This window comes from Halonotius terrestris (assembly GCF_006861665.1).
Taxonomy (GTDB): domain Archaea; phylum Halobacteriota; class Halobacteria; order Halobacteriales; family Haloferacaceae; genus Halonotius; species Halonotius terrestris.
In genome coordinates, this window is the sequence record NZ_RKLU01000014.1 from 1 (window position 1) to 21,241 (window position 21,241).

Annotated in this window: 27 protein-coding genes and 1 pseudogene; 13 read left to right on the forward strand and 15 right to left on the reverse strand. The window is 59.7% G+C overall.

All coding sequences use genetic code 11. The features are described from left to right. Nucleotides 1–148: 148 nt before the first annotated feature. A complete protein-coding gene (locus EGH24_RS14365) occupies nucleotides 149–424 on the forward strand; it encodes a DUF7521 family protein (RefSeq protein ID WP_115819528.1) in 276 nt (91 codons plus the stop codon). Nucleotides 425–436: 12 nt separating this feature from the next. Here EGH24_RS14365 and EGH24_RS14370 read toward each other — a convergent pair whose 3' ends face one another. The 4 genes from EGH24_RS14370 to EGH24_RS14385 form a co-directional block, all read right to left on the reverse strand. Beyond that, entirely contained in the window at nucleotides 437–1,336 is a 900-nt protein-coding gene (locus EGH24_RS14370) for a universal stress protein (RefSeq protein WP_115819529.1), read from the reverse strand. Between the two features lie 24 nt (nucleotides 1,337–1,360). Next, on the reverse strand, nucleotides 1,361–1,894 hold the full coding sequence (locus tag EGH24_RS14375) for an SRPBCC family protein (protein WP_142980802.1): 534 nt from the start codon (nucleotides 1,892–1,894) through the stop codon (nucleotides 1,361–1,363). A gap of 33 nt (nucleotides 1,895–1,927) precedes the next feature. Next, nucleotides 1,928–2,227, reverse strand: coding sequence for a hypothetical protein (locus tag EGH24_RS15690; protein ID WP_246058030.1), 300 nt, complete (start codon nucleotides 2,225–2,227; stop codon nucleotides 1,928–1,930). 136 nt (nucleotides 2,228–2,363) lie between these two features. Next, the gene (locus tag EGH24_RS14385) at nucleotides 2,364–2,936 is read right to left on the reverse strand and encodes a DoxX family protein (RefSeq protein WP_103428182.1); all 573 of its coding nucleotides are present in this window, start codon (nucleotides 2,934–2,936) and stop codon (nucleotides 2,364–2,366) included. Between the two features lie 382 nt (nucleotides 2,937–3,318). Here EGH24_RS14385 and EGH24_RS14390 point away from each other — a divergent pair, with 382 nt between their 5' ends. The 3 genes and pseudogenes from EGH24_RS14390 to EGH24_RS15920 all read left to right on the forward strand — a co-directional run bounded on the left by EGH24_RS14390 (nucleotide 3,319) and on the right by EGH24_RS15920 (nucleotide 6,982). Then, a complete protein-coding gene (locus EGH24_RS14390) occupies nucleotides 3,319–4,722 on the forward strand; it encodes a permease (protein ID WP_142980803.1) in 1,404 nt (467 codons plus the stop codon). Between the two features lie 132 nt (nucleotides 4,723–4,854). After that, complete coding sequence (locus tag EGH24_RS14395) at nucleotides 4,855–5,442, forward strand: helix-turn-helix transcriptional regulator (protein WP_142980804.1); 588 nt, start codon at nucleotides 4,855–4,857, stop codon at nucleotides 5,440–5,442. Between the two features lie 125 nt (nucleotides 5,443–5,567). Beyond that, a pseudogene (locus EGH24_RS15920) lies at nucleotides 5,568–6,982 on the forward strand (multicopper oxidase family protein). Nucleotides 6,983–7,204: 222 nt separating this feature from the next. Here EGH24_RS15920 and EGH24_RS14405 read toward each other — a convergent pair. Both EGH24_RS14405 and EGH24_RS14410 read right to left on the reverse strand, forming a co-directional pair. Beyond that, nucleotides 7,205–8,203 carry a potassium channel family protein gene (locus tag EGH24_RS14405; protein WP_142980805.1) on the reverse strand — a complete coding sequence of 333 codons (999 nt, stop codon included), beginning with the start codon at nucleotides 8,201–8,203 and terminating at the stop codon, nucleotides 7,205–7,207. A gap of 100 nt (nucleotides 8,204–8,303) precedes the next feature. Next, entirely contained in the window at nucleotides 8,304–9,041 is a 738-nt protein-coding gene (locus EGH24_RS14410) for a DUF4396 domain-containing protein (protein WP_142980806.1), read from the reverse strand. A gap of 327 nt (nucleotides 9,042–9,368) precedes the next feature. Here EGH24_RS14410 and EGH24_RS14415 point away from each other — a divergent pair, with 327 nt between their 5' ends. From EGH24_RS14415 to EGH24_RS14440, 6 genes are all read left to right on the forward strand, one after another. Next, nucleotides 9,369–9,689, forward strand: coding sequence for a hypothetical protein (locus EGH24_RS14415; RefSeq protein ID WP_142980807.1), 321 nt, complete (start codon nucleotides 9,369–9,371; stop codon nucleotides 9,687–9,689). 57 nt (nucleotides 9,690–9,746) lie between these two features. Then, nucleotides 9,747–10,100, forward strand: coding sequence for an SHOCT domain-containing protein (locus tag EGH24_RS14420; RefSeq protein WP_142980808.1), 354 nt, complete (start codon nucleotides 9,747–9,749; stop codon nucleotides 10,098–10,100). Between the two features lie 95 nt (nucleotides 10,101–10,195). Then, on the forward strand, nucleotides 10,196–10,612 hold the full coding sequence (locus EGH24_RS14425) for a DUF302 domain-containing protein (protein ID WP_142980809.1): 417 nt from the start codon (nucleotides 10,196–10,198) through the stop codon (nucleotides 10,610–10,612). A 5-nt stretch (nucleotides 10,613–10,617) separates the two neighbouring features. Next, the gene (locus tag EGH24_RS14430; protein WP_142980810.1) at nucleotides 10,618–10,971 is read left to right on the forward strand and encodes an SHOCT domain-containing protein; all 354 of its coding nucleotides are present in this window, start codon (nucleotides 10,618–10,620) and stop codon (nucleotides 10,969–10,971) included. A gap of 176 nt (nucleotides 10,972–11,147) precedes the next feature. Next, entirely contained in the window at nucleotides 11,148–11,456 is a 309-nt protein-coding gene (locus EGH24_RS14435; protein WP_142980811.1) for a thioredoxin family protein, read from the forward strand. Nucleotides 11,457–11,481: 25 nt separating this feature from the next. Further along, nucleotides 11,482–12,216: a plastocyanin/azurin family copper-binding protein gene (locus tag EGH24_RS14440; protein WP_142980812.1), complete on the forward strand. Its 735-nt coding sequence runs from the start codon at nucleotides 11,482–11,484 to the stop codon at nucleotides 12,214–12,216. A gap of 95 nt (nucleotides 12,217–12,311) precedes the next feature. On the opposite strand, the gene EGH24_RS14445 is transcribed toward EGH24_RS14440, so the two are convergent. From EGH24_RS14445 to EGH24_RS14455, 3 genes are read right to left on the reverse strand one after another with little or no spacing between them, the layout of a single operon-like run. Then, entirely contained in the window at nucleotides 12,312–13,064 is a 753-nt protein-coding gene (locus tag EGH24_RS14445) for an ABC transporter permease (protein WP_142980813.1), read from the reverse strand. Continuing rightward, complete coding sequence (locus EGH24_RS14450; protein WP_142980814.1) at nucleotides 13,061–13,798, reverse strand: ABC transporter permease; 738 nt, start codon at nucleotides 13,796–13,798, stop codon at nucleotides 13,061–13,063. Before EGH24_RS14450 ends, EGH24_RS14445 begins: the two co-directional genes overlap by 4 nt. Beyond that, entirely contained in the window at nucleotides 13,791–14,516 is a 726-nt protein-coding gene (locus EGH24_RS14455) for an ABC transporter ATP-binding protein (RefSeq protein WP_142980815.1), read from the reverse strand. Before EGH24_RS14455 ends, EGH24_RS14450 begins: the two co-directional genes overlap by 8 nt. Nucleotides 14,517–15,018: 502 nt before the next feature. Here EGH24_RS14455 and EGH24_RS14460 point away from each other — a divergent pair. From EGH24_RS14460 to EGH24_RS14470, 3 genes are all read left to right on the forward strand, one after another. Beyond that, on the forward strand, nucleotides 15,019–15,240 hold the full coding sequence (locus EGH24_RS14460) for a hypothetical protein (protein ID WP_119712875.1): 222 nt from the start codon (nucleotides 15,019–15,021) through the stop codon (nucleotides 15,238–15,240). Nucleotides 15,241–15,366: 126 nt separating this feature from the next. Beyond that, nucleotides 15,367–15,735 (forward strand): SHOCT domain-containing protein, encoded by a 369-nt coding sequence (locus EGH24_RS14465; protein ID WP_119712874.1) that lies wholly within the window; start codon nucleotides 15,367–15,369, stop codon nucleotides 15,733–15,735. 9 nt (nucleotides 15,736–15,744) lie between these two features. Next, nucleotides 15,745–16,335 (forward strand): hypothetical protein, encoded by a 591-nt coding sequence (locus tag EGH24_RS14470; protein ID WP_119712873.1) that lies wholly within the window; start codon nucleotides 15,745–15,747, stop codon nucleotides 16,333–16,335. 56 nt (nucleotides 16,336–16,391) lie between these two features. On the opposite strand, the gene phaC is transcribed toward EGH24_RS14470, so the two are convergent. From phaC to EGH24_RS15535, 6 genes are all read right to left on the reverse strand, one after another. Continuing rightward, nucleotides 16,392–17,714 carry a class III poly(R)-hydroxyalkanoic acid synthase subunit PhaC gene (gene phaC / locus EGH24_RS14475; protein ID WP_142980816.1) on the reverse strand — a complete coding sequence of 441 codons (1,323 nt, stop codon included), beginning with the start codon at nucleotides 17,712–17,714 and terminating at the stop codon, nucleotides 16,392–16,394. A gap of 26 nt (nucleotides 17,715–17,740) precedes the next feature. After that, nucleotides 17,741–18,379, reverse strand: coding sequence for a MaoC/PaaZ C-terminal domain-containing protein (locus EGH24_RS14480; RefSeq protein WP_246058032.1), 639 nt, complete (start codon nucleotides 18,377–18,379; stop codon nucleotides 17,741–17,743). A 141-nt stretch (nucleotides 18,380–18,520) separates the two neighbouring features. Next, entirely contained in the window at nucleotides 18,521–19,759 is a 1,239-nt protein-coding gene (locus EGH24_RS14485; protein ID WP_142980817.1) for a tyrosine-type recombinase/integrase, read from the reverse strand. Further along, nucleotides 19,756–20,214 carry a hypothetical protein gene (locus tag EGH24_RS14490; protein ID WP_142980818.1) on the reverse strand — a complete coding sequence of 153 codons (459 nt, stop codon included), beginning with the start codon at nucleotides 20,212–20,214 and terminating at the stop codon, nucleotides 19,756–19,758. Before EGH24_RS14490 ends, EGH24_RS14485 begins: the two co-directional genes overlap by 4 nt. Before the next feature lie 3 nt (nucleotides 20,215–20,217). Then, entirely contained in the window at nucleotides 20,218–20,799 is a 582-nt protein-coding gene (locus tag EGH24_RS14495; RefSeq protein ID WP_142980819.1) for a DUF7342 family protein, read from the reverse strand. Nucleotides 20,800–21,038: 239 nt separating this feature from the next. Beyond that, a partial coding sequence (locus EGH24_RS15535) for a hypothetical protein (protein WP_221886764.1) occupies nucleotides 21,039–21,241 on the reverse strand: 203 nt, incomplete at its 5' end.

A 21,241-nucleotide genomic window follows, 5' to 3' on the forward strand; every position in this document is an offset into this window, starting at 1 on the left:
CAACCACGTCGAAGGAATCTTGTTCGACGTGGTTGGCCTGACCTTACATAATGCGGGAACGGTGGCAACAACCATCGTCGCGATTGGTATGCTCACGATCCTCTACGCTCTATACGGACGTGACCCGCAGAAACTGGAGGACTGACTAATGGTGGATACGACAACAGCCGTTCTCGTGGCCGTCCGCCTGGCTGTCCTTGCCCTCGGTATTCTGATCACGTACTACAGTTTCGAGGCGTATCGACGAACAGGGACGTACTATATGAGAAACGCTGCAGTTGGCTTTGGAATTATTACCCTCGGTGTGTTCATCGAAGGAGTACTGTTCGAGTTCGGGGGGCTTGATCTCGCCCTTGTCCACATCATCGAATCGGTCGCCATCGGTCTCGGATTCGTGGTTCTTCTCATCTCGCTTCGCCGGTAGCTCGAGCCACGGCTATACTCCTCGAATGGTCAATACTGGCTCGTCCGAGTTCCGAAGAACCCGTTCGGTCACACTTCCGATGATCCGTCGTGAAAGGCTGGACCGTCCGTGTGTTCCCATCACGACGAGGTCGATTCCGTGTTGATCGCAGTAATCTCCGATTGCCTGATGAGGAACACCGTGGGTGATCTCAGCAGCGACTGAAACACCGTCGGCAGTTGCCCGGGACTGGACATCTTCGAGGACAGTCTCTCCGTTTTGCTCCAGTACTTGCTGCAGTTCGTCCCACGTCCATCCCGGACGAGACGCGTAGGCACCTCTATCCACAACGTAGAGGGCATGAAGTGTCGCATCGTACGTCCGAGCCAAATCAAGAGCGTGCGTGACTGCCTCTCGTGCGGGCTTACTCCCGTCAGTCGGGACGAGGATAGTCTCAAAGCCTCCCCGCATTCCGGGTTCTGATAGCGCCTGTTTTGCTTTGACACTGAGCACGGGGATATCGACAGTACGGACGAGTCGGGTCGTTACACTGCCGAGCAGGACTCGGTCGAGACCGGTGTGTCCTCGGGTTCCCATACAGACGAGGTCGATCCCGGTATCGGTGATGTAGGAACGAATTTCACGCGCTGGAATGCCACGGCGAACCTCAGTTACTGCGTCGAGACCATGTTCTGCAGCTCGAGTTTCGATCTGCTTGGTGGCGGCATCGCCAGCCTCATACCACGTGTCTGGGAGTGTCTCCAGGTCGGTTTCCAGCGCAGTCAGTTCCAGCTTTCGCTCGATGGGCGAACTGTCGACGACGTGGAGCGCGTGGACAGTTGCGTCGTATCGGCGAGCGAGCTCAAGTCCGTATTGGATTGCGGGCTCGACGTTATCGCTGCCATCAGTCGGGATGAGGATGTCGGTATACATGGTTGGATGAGTGCGTTGATGTTGCTACGGACTCTCGTCCGTCGGTTTTGGGGGCTTATGGGCTGTCGACTCGATGCGTTCCTTGAAGAAGACGAGCTCCTTGTTGGTGTGGTCGTAGAGCTTGGCCTTCCCGTCAAGAACGGTGGTAAAGAGCCGCTTTAGCAACCGGCCCCGGCGGTTATTCGGGAAGTCCATCCAGACGGCGTGTGACATCCGGGTTCCATCCTCAGTCTCTTCGAGCCGAATCGTACCACCTTCGGGGATTCGAACGGTGACAAGTCCACGAAGGAGTGGATAGTACGCTGTCCCAGTCCAGACCGCCACGTGTGGATGATCGATGTACTGAAATCGGCCGTGCAGATCGGCGTACATCCCAGCGACTTCTTCCGCCTGGTGGAATGTCGCCCCCTCTTGTGGGCGATTATCGGGTGTGTCGTATTCGAGTCCGTAGTGTTCCTCGGGGTTCGATGCCGTCCAGTGGACGGGGTCAGTTACGTAGTCCCAGATCTCCTCGGGCGATGCGTCGATGACGATTTCGGCTTTGTCAGTGACATACATGGTGGTCTCTCCACGCTCTCATTTTTCCTTCGCTCACCGTGCGAGCGCGTTGTACAACCACGCGAAGGCGTACACGAGAACGAAGCTAATGACAGTTGCCTCGACCATGCCCGCCACCGTTCCGACGACGGTCGGTTCGAAGAACAGGTGCCACTGTTCCATCATCGCTACCGCACCCTCGTACACTCCGACAGCACCGAAGACACCGAGCAGTAGCATCACGGCTGCTGCGACGATCGCTCCGGATGCCCCGAGTGCAATCGCGTTCAGTTCTCGGACTGCATCCTCAGCTTGGTCAGTACGGTTTGCGGTGTTGCTGGTAGTCGTGCTCATGTCTAGTAATACGTCGGCATGGTTCAATGCGATTGTCGTTACGATTCGAAAGCAAACGCCCGTCGAAGGGGACCACCGACGTTTCGTCGACATACGAAAACGGTACAGGAGGACGTTTTCGAGGCTTCCTTTCGAATCACCCGAGCAAGTACCGGAGCCACGGATTGGACTGCACGATCTCAAGGTCTTCGAGATAGGCATCCAGCCCGAGAATCCGCCCAGCACCGAACGCGCCCAGCCCGAACAGGAGGACGGCGTACACGATGTGGTCGTCGACGACCCACCCGTGGGCGACAGGAAGCCCTGCCAGAAGCCCGCCGGTCAGCGACGCGAGCCAGTAGAACAGCATCATCACCGCACCCCAGAAGGCGCTCCAACGGACGAACGCACCCAAGATAAGTGCGAGTCCGGTCAACGTGAGCCCCCACATATTGAGCTGGTCGATGAGTGGGTTCCCAGCCATACTCCCCCAGAATCCCATCAGCGGATTACCTTCCGGGACGGCGTTCATCAGGAAACCAGCGGCAGTCCAGTTGTTCTCCGGGTTGGCGTCCAGATACGTGACGAGCTTCGTGACGCCGCCCTGAAAGAGCGTCCACCCCATCACGATGCGAAGGAGGAACAGTGAGTATCCGACCCAGTGCTCGGAGTAGTCGAACGTGACGGGACGGCCCCAGATTTCCGTTTCGAGGGTTTCTGTCGTTGCCATAGTGCAGCTAGAATGATTCATTCATAATTTATTACAATTGTGCTTATTAAGGGGCGGATATCAGGGCGAGAAATCTTCGAATCGAAACCGACCAATGAGTATGGCCATCACTCCCGATTGCTGGTCTGCTCAATCTGATGGGTATGTATTCCCGTATGCACGCTCGCTCTGAGTAACCCGGAGTTCGTGGGGGCAGCGGTTTCAGACAGTATTAGACCCGAACAGTGAACCGCATACGCTCCCCTCGCAGTCGTTTGTCCCCGTGCGATGCGGCGAACCCAGTCGAAGCCAGCTCACGATTTTGATTCTATGGGTAAGTGACGCCCCCTGTTTTTGATTTGTAAGCGCAATCGACAAAGACGATGCCTGCGATGGTGTACATATGCAGGCCGCGCTCGTCGAGGGGATTCTCGAATCGCTACGGATCGGTATTGGATTTCTCTGGACAGCCGCGTGGGCGATTATTATGGGGCTCGCCATCACGAGTCTCGTCCAGGTCTACGTCTCGAAAGAGCGGATGGCCAACGTTCTCGGAGAGGGGAACCTGAGTGGACTCACAAAGGCGACACTGTTCGGCGCTGCGAGTAGTGGGTGTAGCTTCGGGGCCGTCGCCATCGGGAAAGGATTGTTCAAGAAGGGAGCGCATACAGTGAACTTCCTCGCGTTCATGTTCGCGTCGACGAACCTCATCGTGGAGTTGGGTCTGATGATTCTGATTCTCCTCGGGTGGGAGTTCCTCGTCGCAGAACTCCTCGGTGGCGTCATCCTCATCGCGGTGATGGCACTGCTCGTTCATCTGACGCTCCCCGAGAATCTCTTCGATCAAGTTCGCCAGGAACTGAACCAGCGAGACGACGAGGGGGGAATCACCGAGGATCCGACCTGCGGGATGGAAGGGAAAAACGAGTACTCGCTTACGACCGACGGGGGCGAGACGCTGAAGTTCTGCTCGAAGGGTTGTATGGAGACCTACGAGCAAGAGGCTGCCAGTAGTGGCGGGTGGCGCGACGAACTCTTCTCGTGGGGTGGGTGGTACAAGGTCGGGAATCAGTACCGCAAGGAGTGGTCGATGATCTGGAAAGACATCATCGCCGGCTTTCTGATTTCGGGGTTCGTCATCGTGTTCGTGCCACAGTGGGTGTGGAACTCGCTCTTCCTGCAGGGTGAGGGATTGCTCGTCAGCGCCGAGAACGCGATTATGGGTGTCACAATCGCCGTGCTCAGCTTCGTCGGGAGTATGGGGAACGTCCCGTTCGCCGTCGCGCTGTGGGGCGGNGGCGTCAGCTTCGCCGGCNTCATCGCGTTCGTCTACGCCGACCTCATCACGATTCCCGTTCTGAACGTCTACCGGAAGTACTACGGCTGGAAAGTGATGCTGTACATTCTCGGCGTATTCTTCGTGACGATGGCCTTCACGGGCTTTCTCATGGAAGAACTGTTCAACGCCCTCGGCATCGTTCCGAATCTCACCGGCGGCCAGACCGCGTCCGAACAGACGTACTTCGAACTCAACTACACGTTCTACCTCAACATCATCGCGTTCGCGCTCTCCGGGTTCCTCCTCTACGTCTATCGTCGAGGATTGGGTGCTCCCGGCCAATACCGGGACCCCGTCTGTGGGATGCGGACCGACGATAGCGGGCCGAGTCTCACCCACGACGACGAGACGTACTACTTCTGCTCGAAGCGATGCAAGCGGTCGTTCGAGAAGCACCCATCCGAATTCGCACAGCAACACCCACAGCCCTCTGGAACGGGGACGTCCCAGAGTCATGAACACCACTGACCGTCATGTCTCGATACATCGTTCCGAAATCAAGCAGCCCCGAGACTAGCCTCGGTCAATCACAACTGGTACAGCGAAGTCTCACCAACTCTCGGGCATGAACGAGTATCACGCTAGATCGAGGTGGGAGGGATGAATCGACGGCGAGCCGATACGGTGGTCGGTTTCCTCGTCGCTGCCGTTCTCATCATCGGCGGTGCGCTCAGCTGGGATGCGTACCAGCAACGGCAAGCATTCGAGGAGATGGGATCGATGATGGGAATGTCGATGGGGGCGGTTCACGGAACGAACCCGCTCTGGTACGTCCTCGGAACCCTCCTCGTCTCGGCTGTCATCGGCGGGGGGTATCTCGTGGTTCGGGACGACCTCACCGGCACAGATGTACCCGATCACTCACAGGACGAGGTGGAGAGCGCAACCGCTCGTGAGAGCGCCAAATCACCAGAGATCCAGCCGAATGAAGCTATCAATCCGGAGTCCCAGCCACAGGCTCGCGTGTTAGACCTCCTACCGGAAGACGAACGCCGTATCCTCAAGCCGGTTCTCTCCTCGCCCGGCATCACACAGATCGAACTGCGGGACCGCTCGGACTTCTCGAAGAGCAAGGTGAGCCAGACGGTTAGTACCCTTGAGAGGCGCGGCTTGCTGTACCGCGAGCGCCAAGGGCGGACGTATCGCATCTATCCGAGTGACGACCTACAAGAGAAACAAATGAACTAGCAGGGAATCTCCGACGATTCAGAACCATTCACCGGCGTCGTAGGTGTTGAAATCAAACTGAGCGATGGCCATATGACCCTCCTTCAGCGCGAGGCCTATACTCGTCGACCACGAAAATAAGGGAAATGACCTCCAGAGGATTCTCCCGCCGCAGGCTTCTCCAGTTGACAGGCGCATCTACTCTCGGAGCGTTCGCGGGCTGCGCCGGTCAGCTCCCGGGCACCGACGATGACGGTGGTCGTGAGGTGACGCCACGCTCGACCGTCACTGACGAGCCAGATACGTCCGTCAGCCTCACCGCGGCGTCCGGAACCATTCGACCGTCCCCCGAGCCGAGACGTCGACGACCAACTGGACGTACAACGAGCAATTCCCGGGACCGGAGCTGCGCGTTCAGGAGGGTGACGTGCTCAGTGTCGAACTGACCAACGACCTCCGAGAGGAAACCACGATTCACTGGCACGGTATTCCGGTTCCGAATCCGGTCGATGGCGTGCCGAACGTGACCCAAGACCCGATCGCGTCCGGTGAGACGTTCACCTACACGTTCCGTGCCGAACCCGCCGGGACGTACTTCTACCACAGCCACGTCGGGCTCCAGCTCGACCGGGGATTGCTCGGCCCACTGATCGTCGAAGAACCCGACCCACACGTCGAGTACGACCGCGAGTACGTCGTCGTCGTCGACGATTACCTCCCCGGAGAGCCACGCCTCCCGTCGGACAGAGGGATGGGTGGGGGAGGCAGGATGATGGGCGACGTTCGGCCGCCATACGAGGGACTCCTAATCAACGGTCGCCTTCCTGAGAACCCCCAGATGTTCGACGTAGCTGAGGGCGAGCGAATTCGCTTCCGGTTCGTGAACGCTTCCAGTGCGACGGTCTTCGGGGTGCGGATCGCCGGCCACGAGATGACGGTGACCCATGCCGATGGCCAACCCGTCGAACCCGTCGACGCAGACTCGTTCGTCTTCGGTGCCGGCGAGCGGTACGACGCCGTCGTCGAAGCGACGAATCCGGGGAGATGGTTCCTCCAGGCGGACGCACTCGACGGCAACGAACCACCAGCCAGAGCCGTCGTCGAGTACGAGTCCACGGGTGGTTCGGGCACTCCACAGTCTCCATCGTCCTCGAATAACCGATTGCAGTACGGCGACCTACGAGCGGTCTCCTCGCTCGACGGTGTGAGCGGGCGTCCCGACCGGACGTTCGACCTGACGCTCTCACGCGGCGGGGGCCAGTCCTACACGTGGACGATAGACGGGCAGGCCTACCCTGATGCCGATCCACTAAATATTCGACCCGGAGAACACGTCCGGATTCGGATGACCAACCAGAGCCCGGTCGTTCACCCGATGCACCTTCACGGCCACTTCTTCCAGGTCGGCAACGCTATCAAAGACACCGTCATCGTCCCCGGCCATCGGGGGCAGGTGACGATTGACTTCCACGCGGACAATCCCGGTCGCTGGTTGTTCCACTGTCACAATTTGTACCATCTCGATGCGGGCATGGCGCGTGTCGTGAGATACGTCGAGTAGCTCAGTAGCGAGTTTCGAGTCGAACAAACGCCTCTTTGCTCGCGTACTCGAATTCATGTTCATCGCCTATTACGGGAACTAGAAGACGTCTGCATTTGACACAGGACTCATACTCAAACAGCTGCCACTAGAATTGAACCTCGTCGTATGCTCTTGGTGTAGCGACGAAATGAAGATCGGTGTGTCAACTATGACTGAGAGTGGGGTGTTCAACCCTCGGTACTACTCCTCCCGGGTTCCCGGCCACTGGCGTGCGTCCGCCTGAATCAATCCATGCATGGTTCGGCGTCGCTCTTTCAGCTCTTCGAGTACGTCATCGAACTCCTCATCGGACACCGTCGGGACACCCGCCTTGCGTAGAACGGCGAGGTCGGGCAGCGGTGGATGCTCGTCGGACTGTGTCGCGAACACACTGACCGTGTCGAGGTAGCTCTGAACACTCGACCGTGCGTTTTCGAGAACCGAGTCACTGGGCCTCTTCGCCTCGGGCGTCGCTCGCTGCCAGAGGGTCAAAGCGTCGTCGAGACTGGCGACGCTCAACACGGCGGCGGCCTCGCGGTCGTCGGTGTAGAAGTAGTGTAGGATTGGGTAGGCTTTGTGGTTAGACGTTAGTTCGTTCAGCGCCGTGGTGATACTGTTGAGAGGGAGCGCGACGTCGTCGAACTCATCACCGTTCCAGGTAGTAGTGACGATCGATTCGCCGTCCAGTCCGAGCCCGCTTACGTTCCGCGCGAACGTGCGTTTCTGCGTAACTGCGTCGAGGACGGAGAGGACGTAGGTGATGCTCAGCGTCACCAGCAACATCCCGCTGGCGGTCATCAGTGCAGTCAGGATCTGCCAGAGGCCATCTCGGGGCGCGAAATCACCGTTCCCCATCGTGAACATCGAATATCCCACGAAGTAGAATCGTTCGACCCAGGAGATGGGGCCTGCGTCGATGGTGTCTCTCAGAGCGTTCTCGGCACTGGCGAAGACGAACATCCACCCGCCCCAGAGTAGGGCGATCCACATCCCAAGCCCGAGGGCGAGAATCACCGGGCCGGCGAGCGTCCGAATGCGGGGGCTGTAGGTCCCAAAGCGTCGTAGCAGCTTCCACGTCCTCCGCATCAGGCGTGCAGTAAGGGGTCCCGCACCGCCCTCAACCCAAAGGGTCGTCCATAGGAGATCGATCGCGGCCACGATGAGCAGACTCACGCCCAAGCCAAAGTATAGATAGTTCACTGGTCTGTCGTTCTCTCCGAAGTCGATTCAAACTGAGCAGCGACAGACAGCGAGTTCATCATCGATGGTGGTGACGGCTGAATCATTATTGTACGATAGGCTAGTCGGCGGCCTGTGCCTGTCCGCCGCTCTGTCTCATTTCGGCTGGATTCTTCATGCCTTCCTTGACGCCGAAGTGGACCAAAACGGCGTTGACCGGGAACGCGAAAACGAACCCAACAGATAGCGAGAACGCGAGTGCACCCCAGAACAGCAGATCGGAGATGTGGGCCTGACTGGCGATCAGCAGATCCGTTCCGATAGCAGCGATCTCCATGATGGTGATGCTTGGCGTCTCGCTATAGAGGGCGTCGAGCATGGCCTCGCCGAAACCGACGCCCTCCTGCATCAGCGGGCCGACTGTCAGGGCGTAGCCGAACAGGTACGCGAGCGCGAACGTTCCTGCAGCGACGAGGACCGTACTCTGGAGTGCGAGCAGGCCTGCGAGGAGCGCGAACCCGAGAACTTCACCGGCCCCACAGCCCGAATAGCAGTGAGCGGTCGAGCGGAAGCCACGCCGCCACAGCGAGTCGTTGCTGATCTGGCTGCGGCCAGAGTACCAGTAGATGGCCAGGCCGAACGGCCCGGAGTAGAGGACGACCAGCGTCCAGACGCCTTTCATCAGCGATGGCAGCGCCTGATTCCGCTCGCGGATGTCCCACCAGAGGGTGACGACGGACGCGAGGACGAACAGCGCCCAGACACCCATCACGAGCGGGTCCGACAGAATCGGTTTCATGATGTGGCGAACCGGTGCGAGCGCGTGTTCGATCTGTGTGAGAAGTCCTTGGAGTGGCATAGTCTACGGAATAGCTGAACTAATTCGAGGCTATGCGGTATCGTCTGCTGCTCGACGGTCGCTACACGACCTAGTTGGGGAGGGAAACTTTCTGCAGTTGTGGTTAACATTCCAAAGTGGGTTGGATCACCGATCTCGGCTCTCATCGGTTGCAGCAGTTCCGGGCGTGCTAACCCACTCCTCGGACGAATTCGGTGGAGATGAACGATTCTATTCTCAGGAAACGATTAGAACGCTCTATACACGTTCTCGAACGTTCTCCTGTGCGGATTCATACCCACGTCGATAACTCCCGAGCAGTCCTACGAGTAACCGAGGAGAAAGACAATGACCAACTTCACACTCGGCCGCTGGCTGCTCGTGGCCCTCGCGATCGTGGGACTCGCGTTCGCCGCCCCCGTGGTCAGCGCACACGGCGACGAAACGGCCGCTGACGACGCGCCCACGGACAATACCACCGCAGATGAATGGGCCACTTGGATGGAGGCACAGATGACCGAACACATGGGTCCCGGTGCTGTCGAGTGGATGGAGTCGCACATGGGTGTGACCGTCGACGAGATGGCCCAGGACATGGCTGACGAGGAATACCACGACGGGGCTAACGACGACTACAACGGCGGGATGTACGGGCAGGGCCACTGCTGACGGCCCTGACCGTTTCGATCGCTTCAACCGAATACCACGATCCACCAACTCAAGATAATGACGCAACTCACCACTCACATCGGACGCACTGCTCGGCGACTCGCGATCCTCGCCGTCCCGCTGCTGGTCGCGACGACTGGAACGGCTGCCGCCCACGGTAGTGGGAGCTACGGCGGGGGCATGATGGGCGGCGGCTGGGGCCTCTTCGGCGGAGCGATGGGGCTCTGGGGACTCCTCTGGATGGGGCTCCTCATCGCCGTCCCACTCTACCTCGTCTATGCGCTCCTCAACCGAGGATCCGGCGGGAACGAAAAGCAGTCGCTGTCGGTTCTCCGTGAGCGCTACGCCCGCGGGGAGCTCTCGGATGACGAATTCGATCGACGGCGAAAACAGCTCGAACGTACCGGATGACCGGAACCGCTGCTGTTCCAACCGGTACACCACACTTCCAACGCCCGCCGTTGCGGCACCCAACCGTTAACCCCGTGGACGGGGTATAATATTACATGGAATACACAATACAGACTTCAGTCACTGGCGATTTCGACGACGTCGTCGACAAGACAATCGCTGCGCTCAAAGACGAAGGATTCGGCGTCCTCTGTGACATCGATATCCAGGCGACGCTCAAGGAAAAACTCGGCGAAGAGTTCCGCCAGTATCGCATTCTCGGTGCGTGTAATCCCCCGCTGGCATACGAGGGACTGACCGAAGAGATCGAACTCGGCGCACTCCTCCCGTGTAACGTCATCGTCTACGAAACCGATGACGGCGATATCGTTGTGAGTGCCGTTGATCCAAAGCAATTGGTCGGTATCGCGGACAACGATGCGCTCGACTCGATCGCGACCGAGGTCAACGAGCGTTTCGAGCGTGTTCTCTCGGCCGTCACCAACGAACTCGGATCCACGTCGGAGGCCTGATCTCGATGGCTTCGTCGAACCAGCTCGACACCACGACGATCGTTCTCCTGATACTCGGAGCGATCATCTTGCTCCCGTTGCTCACAATGGGGATGGGATTCGGCGGAATGATGGGGTACGGCGGGATGATGGGCCAGTATGGCGGTACTGGCGGGTGGTGGCCGTTCATCGGGATGCTCGTCCCGCTTATCTTCCTCCTCATCCTCCTCGGCGGTGGCTACCTCGTCTTCCGGCGCATGAGCGAAACGCAGACGTCTCGAAACCCCGCGATGGAAGAACTCCGCACGGCGTACGCCCGCGGCGACCTCACCGACGAAGAGTTCGAATCCCGCCGCGAGAAACTCGAACGGTCGGGGTAAACCCAACGAGTACACACCGCGATTCGGATACCACAAGCCCGTGTACTCGATTTTGTTCCTCAGGCTCCGTCCTATCACACCTGTGCGAGCGTGTCTTCGAATCAAAGAAATGGGGGGCTCTCAGCTTACAATTCTGAATAGTAATGTGGTTAAGTTACAATACCGTAGTGTACAATGTGACTGAAGTAATCCTCTTCACCCAAGAGACGTGCGGAGCATGCGCAACACAGCGGGAGAAAAACGACGGCCTCGAGGACAAGTATCCGGACGTGGAATTCAAAGAGGTCGACATTCAGACGGACCTCGAAACAGCCGAAGAATACGGCGTCCGAAAGACGCCGACGACCCTCGTCTACGCGAACGGAGAGCAGACCGCCGAGTTCATCGGCATCGTCGACCGGAACGACCTCGAGTCAGCCATCGAGCGCGCGACCCAGCAATCGTCTGGATTCGTCCAGCGCCTCGTCGGTGTCGTGCGAAAATAACGACCAACAGACTGATTCAAACCACATGACGAACTATAACCGACGTCAGTTCCTGGGAGTACTCGGTGCCGGCGCAGTCGCCGGTGTAGGGATCTCTCAGCCAGCGAGCGCACAGGAGACGCCCGTCGTGAAGATGGGCAACAACTACTTCGACCCGATCGGACTCCACGTCGAACCCGGCACGACCGTTCGCTTCGAGCTAGCGGCCGGAGCACACTCGGCGACCGCCTACGAGAATCGGATTCCATCCGACGCCAGCGCATTCGACAGTGGAACCATCTCGTCGGGAAGCTTCGAGTACACGTTCGAAACGCCAGGCACGTACGACTACTACTGCATCCCGCACAAGTCGGTCGGGATGGTCGGCCGCATCGTCGTCGGCAGCCCCGGCGGCCCGGCCGAAGAGAGCTCAATCCCCGACGGCGAGGTCCCCGATAGCGAGACGATCGTCCAGAACGGCGCCGTGGCCATCGGCTCGGACGTCGACGGAAGCGGGAGCACCGGTGGCGGCATGATGGGGCCCGGCGGAGGGGGCATGATGGGTGGCTCGAGAGGCGGGTGGGGCGGCGTCCCGTTCGTCGGCGGGGCACTCGGAATGCTCGGCTTAGCTGGCGGACTCCTCTATTGGGCACTAGGACGAGGTGACGCATCTCCCGAGAGCGATGATTCCGCGATGGAAACCCTCCAACGCCGTTACGCACGAGGCGAGATCGACGAAGAAGAGTTCCAGAAGCGTCGTGAGCGGTTGGAAGACAGGTGAAACGCCTCGTCGATGTTCGGTAAGTCAGCGAATCGCGTCGGGTGCCCTCGATCGATCCGTCCGGCCGCGGATACCACCTTCGTTCGAGCGCGTCGTCACGTCGTTCGAGTTCCGCGGTAGTACACCCACACGGCGAGGAGTCCGACGACGAGGAGATAGCCGGCCCCCCAGCCGAGCGACGCAGCCGTGTCCAGGTCCGTCGTGAGTCCGGTATCGACCATCACGCGGACGGGATGGTAGCCCGGGAAGAGTTTCATCCACCACTCGGGTTCAGACTGGACGAACAGCGGGTCCTGGAAAAGCCCGATATCGATCATCGGGAGGATCAACATAATCCACAGGCCCGCGAGGCGGTTGAAGGCGGCGCCGACGAGCATCCCAATAAGTCCGTAGGTAACTGAAAGGACGAGCATCGCGGCGACGAACCACCACAGCTGTTCGGGCTGGAAGTCGATGAGCATCACCCCGACGGAGACAGCGACCACGACAAGCGTGATGACTGCAAGGACGCCGAACCGTGCGGCGATGACCTGCCGTGCTCGGTAGCCGACGACAGCGAGGCGGCCGTCCGTGTCTCTCGCCTCGCGCATTAGGAATAGACCGGCGAGGCCGGCGATGAACGAACTCGTGATCGGTGTCATGATCACGCCGTGGACCTCGGGCATCCCCCGCATCACGGTCGTCGTCTCGCCGTCGACGACCGTCCGGACCGGCATCTGGACGTCCTGGGTGACCGCGAAGGCGAGCGTGATGAACGACACTGGGAGGACGACCAGGAGCGCCACGAGGACGTAGTTGCGGGCGTGTTCCCGGAGCCCGATACCGAACGCCGTGGCCGTTCGGTTCACGCTGACCACCCCCCGGCCGTGCGCATCGTCGCACCGAATACGGCAGTCACGAGGACGAGCAACACGAGAAGGTACCCGCCAACAAAGGCGAGGTCGCCCGCCGCGAACGTGCCATCGAAGACGGCCGACTGGAGAAGTTCTTTCGGATGATACAGCGGGAAGTACTGGACGAAGTCGGGGACATCCGCGGCGAGCGGGCTGTCGCCACTGAGGAACGCGTCCATCATCGCGAGGAAGACGACGACGAGCGACCCCTCGAACAGTCGCGGAAGCACTGCGCCGACGAGCGCACCGAGGAAAGCATAGACGACGCCCGCGAGCGCGAGGAACGCGAACACAAACAGGGGTGCTTCGACGTCGATCGTCAGCCAGAGGACGCCGAAGTTCACCCCCGCGACGACGATCGTGACACCCGCGAGAGTCGCCAGCCGCGTCGCGAGCAGCGTTCGTGGCGCGTACCCGGTCTGAACGAGCCGTCGGTCAGCCTCCCGGGCACTGATCATCTGGACCAGTCCCATCAGCCCGGCGATGATGGCGACGCCGAAGATCGCGCCGAGGAGGCGTCCCAGGTCGAGCGGAATCCCCTCGACGGTCGGCATTGACGGCAGTCCGGCCATCGCCTGGCCCCACCCCTCGATGACCACGAGCGGGAGCACCAGCGCAAGGACGACGTTCAGGGGCGTCCGGACAAACGTCTGGAGGTTCGCCCGAACGCCGACGACGAACCTATTCATGTTCCCCCTCCGGGTCGCTCCTGAGTCCGCTCTCGGTCTCTTCGTCGGTCACGTCGTGAACCAGTCCGTCTCGCACCTCGAAGACGCGATCGAGTCGACTCCGCTCCTCAATTAGGTGGGAGATCATGACGACGGCAGTGCCGTCGTTCGCGAGGTCCTGGGCCATGTCCCAGAATCGCAGGTAGGTCTCCCAGTCGAACCCGGTGTAGGGTTCGTCGAGCATGAGAACGTCCGGGTCGTGCATCAACGCGATGCTGAGGTTGACCTTCTGTCGGTTCCCGCCGCTGAGCTGGTCAACTCGGTAATCGAGGTACCGTTCGAAGTCGAGTTCGTCCGCCAGTCGCCGTTTCGCCGCGTCGATCTCCTCGCGACTCATCCCGTACCCCGCGCCGAACAGTCGGAACGTTTCTGAGACGGTCAACCGATCGTAGAGCAGGGGCTCCTGCGGACACCAGCCGACGGTCCCAGTCCGTTCAACCGTGCCCACATCGTGATCAAGGACGCCGACGAGGATCTTCATTAGCGTCGACTTCCCCGACCCATTCTCGCCGACGATGCCGACGATCTCGCCGGCACGGACCTCGATATCCGCACCGGTGAGAACGGGCGTCGACCGTCCCAACGGGAGTCGTGACCCGTAGGTTTTCTCGAGGGCGTTGCCTCGAACGAGCGTCTTACTCTCACCGACCGTCTCCGTGGGTGCCGTGGTCGTTTCCATACGTAGAAAGACGTTCTACTCATTCAATCGAATTGTTGTTAGGAATCGAAAGTTGACCCCGTCGAAGAACCCGGAGATTGGGTTGTATTTCGAAGAGAGCAATGGATAGCCAACGATTTGGCATTCATTTTGTCTCCAAACAGGGATAGACTTGGGCGGTAGCCGTCATGAAAATCAGATATCTATCAGGCGCCGAGCATAGCGTTGATGGGGTTTGCGAGTCAACGTTCGAGTATCCATGGTTCAGTGCTACATCTGTGACTCGGAATGCGCTAGCGACGACGAGGTGTTCGTCTGCGAGCACTGCGGAATCTCCTGCCACCGGCACTGTATGGCGGAATACGACACCGATGTCTGCCCGAAGTGTGTCGGCGAGCCGATGATCGGAGCGGTCGAATTCTAGTCGCTCCGTCTCACGCCTCCGCCGCGGACAGCCCGGAAGCAACGTATATGGATGGTCGGCTGACGAAATGCGTTTTTAGCTCGTGCCCGTAGCGCAGGTATGTCTACAACCGTCGAACTTCCCGACGTCGACGAGGCCTGTGCGTACTGCGGATCGCGTATCTTCGACCACGACCCGATCTGTGTGCGCGACTGTACCGACGACTGCGGGTCGGCGACCTACTTCTGCAACTACGCGTGTCTCTCGACCTACGTGGACGAAAACAACTTGACGGCTGGCGACGCCTGCGAGTGGTCGCCTGACGACCCCCACTGCTGCTGAGTGCGCTCACCCCAAGCAAGACACGGAGCAACGTATTGGCCGCCACCCCGCCCAGGAACTACCAATGGAGCAGTTCTGGTCGTCCAACTTTATGAATGCAGCCGGCGAAGTCAGTAGTGGTTACCCATGTCGACAGAGCGCACGTCCGACGGGCTGCTCCGAATCGTCCTAATCGTCCTCGCAGTGGTCGTCCTGTTTCCGATGTTAATGATGGTTTTCGCCGCTCCAATGATGGGGATGATGGGCTGGTGGTGGGGCGGCGGCACGGCCGGCGGCCTCTCGCCACTGTGGGGCGTCGGGATGATGCTCGTCTGGCTTGTCGTCCTCGTCGGCATCGGCTACCTCCTCTATCGCGGCCTCGTCGGTGGGGTCGGGTCGTCGCTAACCACTGATAGGGCACTCGAAGAGCTCCGAGTGGCGTACGCACGCGGCGATCTCTCCGACGAGGAGTTCGAGGAACGGCGTGCGAAACTCACCCGCGAGGAGTCGCAGTAGTCTGCAATCATGTCCCCGACAGTACAGCGACGCGAGTTTCTCACTGCGCTCGGAGCCGGCATCGCAGGTCTAGCGGGCTGCGTCGGCAATCTCCCGGGAAGCAGCGGTGGGGTCGATCGAACGATCTACGTCGGCGCGTATCACTGGGGCTTCATCATCGTCGACGAGTCCGGCGAGGAACAGGACCGCATCAGACTGCAACGGAACGATGTTCTCCGTGTCGTATCGTTCAACACGCTCGCGAGTCAGGCCGTCCAATCCCTCCCAGCGTCGATTCGAGACGTCCTTCCCGACCACGAGGCCCTCGAAGAACGAAATGCGGAACGCATCCCGGTCCCGGCCGACGGCGACTTCCACGAGCTACTCGAAGAAGCGAACGAGCAGTACCCAGACCACAGTCTCGCGATCACGCCCTCTGGACAGGTTCACATGGGCGGCGGAATGATGATGCACCCGGTTGCACTTCCGCAAAATGCCACCAGACCCATCATTCGACAGTTAGGGGCGACGCAACGAGGCGATTACACGCTGAGTTGCCTGACCTACTGTGGCTATGGACACCCGTACATGGAAATCGACGGTGGCATCGTCGTCACATAGGGATCCGTCCTAAATGTCACTGGGGGAACTGTCCGGGAAACAGCGTGGGGAGCGAACTAGCTGGAGAGCTGTTGGGCTTGCTGGATCCACGACGACACTCGTGAGCCACTGATACCCAGTCGCTCAGCGAGCGCGGCCGGATCCGCGGCTGCGAGTCGACTCACCGTAGAAATCCCGGCGTCATGAAGACGCTCCTCGTACGCTGGTCCGACGCCGTCGAGCTTCTGCAACGACTGTTCCTGGTCGGCTCCCTCTGGAACATCGCTCCCGCCGGGTGTATCTGTTCCTTTGGTCGATGTCACCGACCGCTCTCGAAACCACGTCGCCACGCGGGGCCACAGCTCCGCGTGGGCCTTGCCCGAGACGGCCATCCCGACGTGACCGGTTGGAAACTCGTAAATGTCGGTGTCTTCGCTTGGGATAGTGTCCATGAATGGTTTACTCGCGTCCGGCGGGATGAGGTGGTCGAACGAGCCGATGATCTGTAAGACCGGCATCGTGAGATTTTCGATGTCGACGGGGTCGCCATCCAGCACGAGTTCGTTCCGGTAGAGGGCGTTTTCCTGGTAGATATCTTCGATGAACTGGCGGTAGGCCTCGCCCGCGACATCGACCCCGTCTCGCACCCAGCGTTCCATCCTGCCGAAGTTCTCGACAGCTGTCTTATCATCGAGGTTGTCGAACAGCATCGTGTATTTCCCGAGGTAGTTATCGACGGGGTTCATCTGGGCAAAGCCAGCCCCGAGAAACTCCGCCGGGACGTTCCCATAGGTCTCGGTAATCTCTGCGGGGTCGAAGTACTCCTCGCTCCCCCACTGCTCGAGGATACCACCTGTGTTGTCGAAACACAGCCCCGTGGCCATGAGGCCAAGATTGCTAACCTTCTCCGGATGGAGAGCCGCGTACATCGTGCTCAGCGTGCCGCCCATGCAGTAGCCGAGGATGTTGAGGGCGTCATTCGTAGTTCGTTCACGGACGACGTCGACGCAATTGTCGATGTATCGATTCACGTAGTCGCCCAGGGTCAGCGACGCGTCAAGTCGGGACGGTTCGCCCCAGTCGATGAGATAGACGTCGAAGCCGTCCTCAAGAAACCGTCGGACGACGCTCTTGTCGGGCTGGAGATCGAGGATGTAGGGACGATTGATCAACGCATAGACGACGAGGAGGGGCGTGTTGTGCAGGTCGTCTGTGAGTGACTCATAGTGGAGGAGATTGAGTTTGTTCTCGGAATAGATGACCTCACTCGAAGTCTGCCCGACCTCAACGGAGGCGAGATCTTCGAGCCGATTCGGAAGAAGGCGCATCTTCTCGGCGGTTTCCATTCCCTGGGTAAGCAATCTGCGGTGAGTCTTCAATGGGGCTGTGAACGGATTCATAGTCTTAACCTGGCTGTACGAACGAGTCACTCCGGGAGAGGGTCAATCAACACCGTCGCCGTCCCGTCCAGGACGATTTCGTCAGCGTCGTTTTCGATGCGCGTCGTGAGCCGATACCGGTCGCCTTCGAGGTCATCGACGATCTTGCATTGAGCCGTCAGTGACTCGCCGATGTCGACCGGGCGTCGGAACTCGAGATTCTGCGAGATGTAGATCGTGAGGCCAGGGAAACACGCGAGGGCGGCGCTGATGAGTCCGGAGACGAGTGTCCCGTGGACGATCCGGTGGCCAAACCGCGTCTTCTCAGCGAACTCGTCGTTGAGGTGGAGGGCGTTCGTGTCGCTGGTCGCTTCGGCGAATTTTCGGACGTCGTCGTCCGTGATCTCCTTCGAGAAGCGAACGCTGTCGCCCTCCTGGAGCGACGTGGGATCTTCGATTTCGATATCGAACTCGCCTTTTGCCCGGCCATATGGCAAGCGAGGGAGAATGGCTCCACTCGCCTCGACGAGATGTGGATGGGGCGTCTCGACGTACTTCTCGGGAGCGCTATCGAACAACGCTTGGCAGTCGTTCGAGCAGAAGTGGAATGACTCGCCTTCGTACTCAGTAGTCGCTTCGGCAGATTCGGGTGGGATTTCCATCCCACAGACGGGATCGACTGGCATGGGTACACTGAATTGATGGCTCGTTCACGAACTGGGTCGGCGTCGGAATCGTTCAGACGGTCTGCTAGAGAATAACGTAGTCACGCACTATCAACGTACGTGTCGCTCGTAGCACCAACCGAGAACAATTGTAGAAGGCGTTCACGTCCCGATGTGGTCAACCTCGTCGAGAGCTTCAGTGGCCACGTCTCCAAGTTCTCCTGCTTCGATATGGGAATAGCGCTCGCGGACCATCTCCTCTGAGTTGTCGAGATATCGGGCTGCGACAGTATAGCCGAACGCCCTGACGAGGACCTCTCCCATGCCTCGTCGACCGCCGTGAGGAGCGAGATAGTCGTGTTTCGGGTGGTCAATGTCGACCTTCCCCTCCTCGGAGAGCCGTTGGAGAATCGACCGCGCACCATCGGTCGTGATCGAGGGAGGTCGAATGTCTTCCTCAAGTGTCAGTAAAAGGTCGCGAGCGAACTCATCACGCCGTTCTTCGATGACGTCCGGTTGTAGCCCTCGGTCAGCGAGCTCCTCCCGTACGTGCGTCGCGAGTGTCCGCTGGTCGAACGTCGGGAACACCGGCCATCGATCCGCTGGCGGATCCATCAGCTGGCGGTAGCTCCGGAGCGGCGAGATCACCGGGTCGGGAAGACTGGCGGCGTCCCACTGCTGTTTCTTCCGGTAGACGTCCATACTCCCGTCGTCAAGGGAGATGTCCTCCCAGCGGACGCCGCGCCGGCGCGGGTCGTTCGGGTCCCGGAGGAGTTCCCCGACGCGGACAGCTGTGTACGCGAGGACGAACACCAGAGCCCGGTCACGAGCCGCTTTGAGCGCGGCGTAGCGCGCTCGCTGCTTGTCGAGTGGGTCAGTATCCTGTGAGAGTGTCGTGTACGCCTCGACGGCGTCGCGGGCCCGTTCGTCGACGTGGCGGGTGAGGGCGTGGCGCTGTTCAGACGTCCAGGCCTGTTGGTCGCCGGGCTTGCGGCCGTCGTCCTCCGGCAGCGGCGCCATCGCACTCGCCCTCTGCGCGTAGTGGGCCTCGAGATACCCTTCGTTGACACACCACCCGCACCACGCAGAGATATAGCGGTAATAGGTTTGTACCGTGTTCTGCTTGAGTCCCCGATCTCCACCGAGATGCCGGGCGTACTCCCGGAACACGCGTTCGTCGAGATCGTCGAAGTTCGGCTCCCGGTCGACGTCGTCGGGGACGATCCCAGTCCAGTCGTCATTGCCACGGTCGCCGGCGGTCCACTCGGCGAACCGCTCGAGTTCGCGTGCAGCGTTTCGTCGATAGTTCCCGCCGTCGCCACCGCGGCCTTTCCCCTTGTCCTGGAGATAGCGCTCGAAGGAACTCGCGAGTGACTGATCGGAGCGTTCTCGGGGAGTCATGGTTCTTCGTTCGCGTACTGGTAAGTCAGACGAACATCCTCGAGGAGTGCTTCGACGATTTCCCAGAGGATCAGGGAAGGAGTCTCGTGTTCAAATGTGATCCCACAGCGGTCCTCCGTATTGGCGGCAGAGTACTGGAAATGCGCCCGTCCGAGATCGGGATGGTCCTCGTCTTGGTGCCAGCCGGCGTGAAAGCCCGTGTTCGGATCGGTGTAGTTGATACGGAACCAATCGTGAGGGGCCTGTCGATACCACTTGACGGTCAGTTCCGGCGAATCAGGGCCTGTCGGGGGATCCAGACGGGCTGGATCAAAAACCGCCCGTAGCTGCTTGGCCTCGATATCGTCAGGAACGTACTCGACGGCCGTGATCTGGGGGACACGGTCGAGGACGTCCCGCTTCAATTGGGCGTAGAGGTTCGCGTTCGGGTCACCACCTGGATGCGGGACCGACATCCGTTAGCTGCTGGCCTCGGCAGACTCTGTCGTCGGAGCGAGGAAGTCCCATTCGCGGATGGCAAAGCCAACGATCTGGATACGACGCTGAAGGTGCTCCCACTCGCGGGCAATCTCACGGCGACGGTCTTCCTCGTCACCGTCAAGGGACTCGTCAGCGAGCGTTCCGCGAAGCTGGTTCGGTAACTCGACGCCGAATTCGTCCTCCCAGTCGCGGATCTGGGTCTTCATATCGGCGAGCCGGTCCGTAAGCTCCTCGACAGTGTGTCCGCTGTCTCGAAGGCGCATCGCCTCCTGCATCGCTTGGCGGCGATAATCAGGGTAATACGTCGTGTGAGTACCGCTTTCGTCACGGTGGAGGACGCCGTCGTCGACGAGTCGCTCGAGGACGCGCTTAGTTGGTTCGTGTGACCAGCCCGCTTCGGAGGCGATCCAGTTGGCTGTCTGTGGCTCCGACAGCTGCCGAGCAACCATCCGCACGCGGTCTTCACCCGTGGTCTGGCGTTCCATCAGGCCCTCGGAGTTCGATTCGTCTTCGGTCATACAACACCCTTCGGACTGTGTCTTAATATAGATTGAGGTCATTAGTCCTATATCGAATGCGCTTCTTCGCCATCGCCTCGACCTCGGCTGAGGAGAGTCAGAGCAAACTCGGAGCCCGGTCTTGTCGGCTCTACCCCGGGGGAAGCGCCGTTGTGAGGGGGTTGCAGCATTCGTGCTTCACCGACGGCGGCGGGGCACTTCAAAGTGGTCGTGATTACCCGTATAATCACGACCAATAGGGAAAGAAGTCTCATCTCCGATATTCCTACGATATAAGGGTTCTACTCACCAATCATCGAATCTGAGTTGATAATAAATCGTATGCCGCTATACCAAAATCGGAACCGGAAGGTGGATTCATTGTCGAAGCTAAATCGGGAAATACTGGGGCTGAGTCGGTTGTCCTTCCCAATCGTGTCATCTATTTCTGGCGAAATCACGCCACGGTTGTATTGACCACATTGGCGAAATCTCACTTTCTGCC

Coding starts and splice junctions, on each gene's coding strand:
- EGH24_RS14365 (WP_115819528.1), top strand. CDS start 149: ATGGTGGATACGACAACAGCCGTTCTCGTGGCCGTCCGCCTGGCTGTC.
- EGH24_RS14370 (WP_115819529.1), bottom strand. CDS start 1,336: ATGTATACCGACATCCTCATCCCGACTGATGGCAGCGATAACGTCGAG.
- EGH24_RS14375 (WP_142980802.1), bottom strand. CDS start 1,894: ATGTATGTCACTGACAAAGCCGAAATCGTCATCGACGCATCGCCCGAG.
- EGH24_RS15690 (WP_246058030.1), bottom strand. CDS start 2,227: ATGAGCACGACTACCAGCAACACCGCAAACCGTACTGACCAAGCTGAG.
- EGH24_RS14385 (WP_103428182.1), bottom strand. CDS start 2,936: ATGGCAACGACAGAAACCCTCGAAACGGAAATCTGGGGCCGTCCCGTC.
- EGH24_RS14395 (WP_142980804.1), top strand. CDS start 4,855: ATGAATCGACGGCGAGCCGATACGGTGGTCGGTTTCCTCGTCGCTGCC.
- EGH24_RS14410 (WP_142980806.1), bottom strand. CDS start 9,041: ATGCCACTCCAAGGACTTCTCACACAGATCGAACACGCGCTCGCACCG.
- EGH24_RS14415 (WP_142980807.1), top strand. CDS start 9,369: ATGACCAACTTCACACTCGGCCGCTGGCTGCTCGTGGCCCTCGCGATC.
- EGH24_RS14420 (WP_142980808.1), top strand. CDS start 9,747: ATGACGCAACTCACCACTCACATCGGACGCACTGCTCGGCGACTCGCG.
- EGH24_RS14425 (WP_142980809.1), top strand. CDS start 10,196: ATGGAATACACAATACAGACTTCAGTCACTGGCGATTTCGACGACGTC.
- EGH24_RS14430 (WP_142980810.1), top strand. CDS start 10,618: ATGGCTTCGTCGAACCAGCTCGACACCACGACGATCGTTCTCCTGATA.
- EGH24_RS14440 (WP_142980812.1), top strand. CDS start 11,482: ATGACGAACTATAACCGACGTCAGTTCCTGGGAGTACTCGGTGCCGGC.
- EGH24_RS14450 (WP_142980814.1), bottom strand. CDS start 13,798: ATGAATAGGTTCGTCGTCGGCGTTCGGGCGAACCTCCAGACGTTTGTC.
- EGH24_RS14455 (WP_142980815.1), bottom strand. CDS start 14,516: ATGGAAACGACCACGGCACCCACGGAGACGGTCGGTGAGAGTAAGACG.
- EGH24_RS14460 (WP_119712875.1), top strand. CDS start 15,019: ATGTCTACAACCGTCGAACTTCCCGACGTCGACGAGGCCTGTGCGTAC.
- EGH24_RS14465 (WP_119712874.1), top strand. CDS start 15,367: ATGTCGACAGAGCGCACGTCCGACGGGCTGCTCCGAATCGTCCTAATC.
- EGH24_RS14470 (WP_119712873.1), top strand. CDS start 15,745: ATGTCCCCGACAGTACAGCGACGCGAGTTTCTCACTGCGCTCGGAGCC.
- phaC (WP_142980816.1), bottom strand. CDS start 17,714: ATGAATCCGTTCACAGCCCCATTGAAGACTCACCGCAGATTGCTTACC.
- EGH24_RS14480 (WP_246058032.1), bottom strand. CDS start 18,379: ATGCCAGTCGATCCCGTCTGTGGGATGGAAATCCCACCCGAATCTGCC.
- EGH24_RS14485 (WP_142980817.1), bottom strand. CDS start 19,759: ATGACTCCCCGAGAACGCTCCGATCAGTCACTCGCGAGTTCCTTCGAG.
- EGH24_RS14490 (WP_142980818.1), bottom strand. CDS start 20,214: ATGTCGGTCCCGCATCCAGGTGGTGACCCGAACGCGAACCTCTACGCC.
- EGH24_RS14495 (WP_142980819.1), bottom strand. CDS start 20,799: ATGACCTCAATCTATATTAAGACACAGTCCGAAGGGTGTTGTATGACC.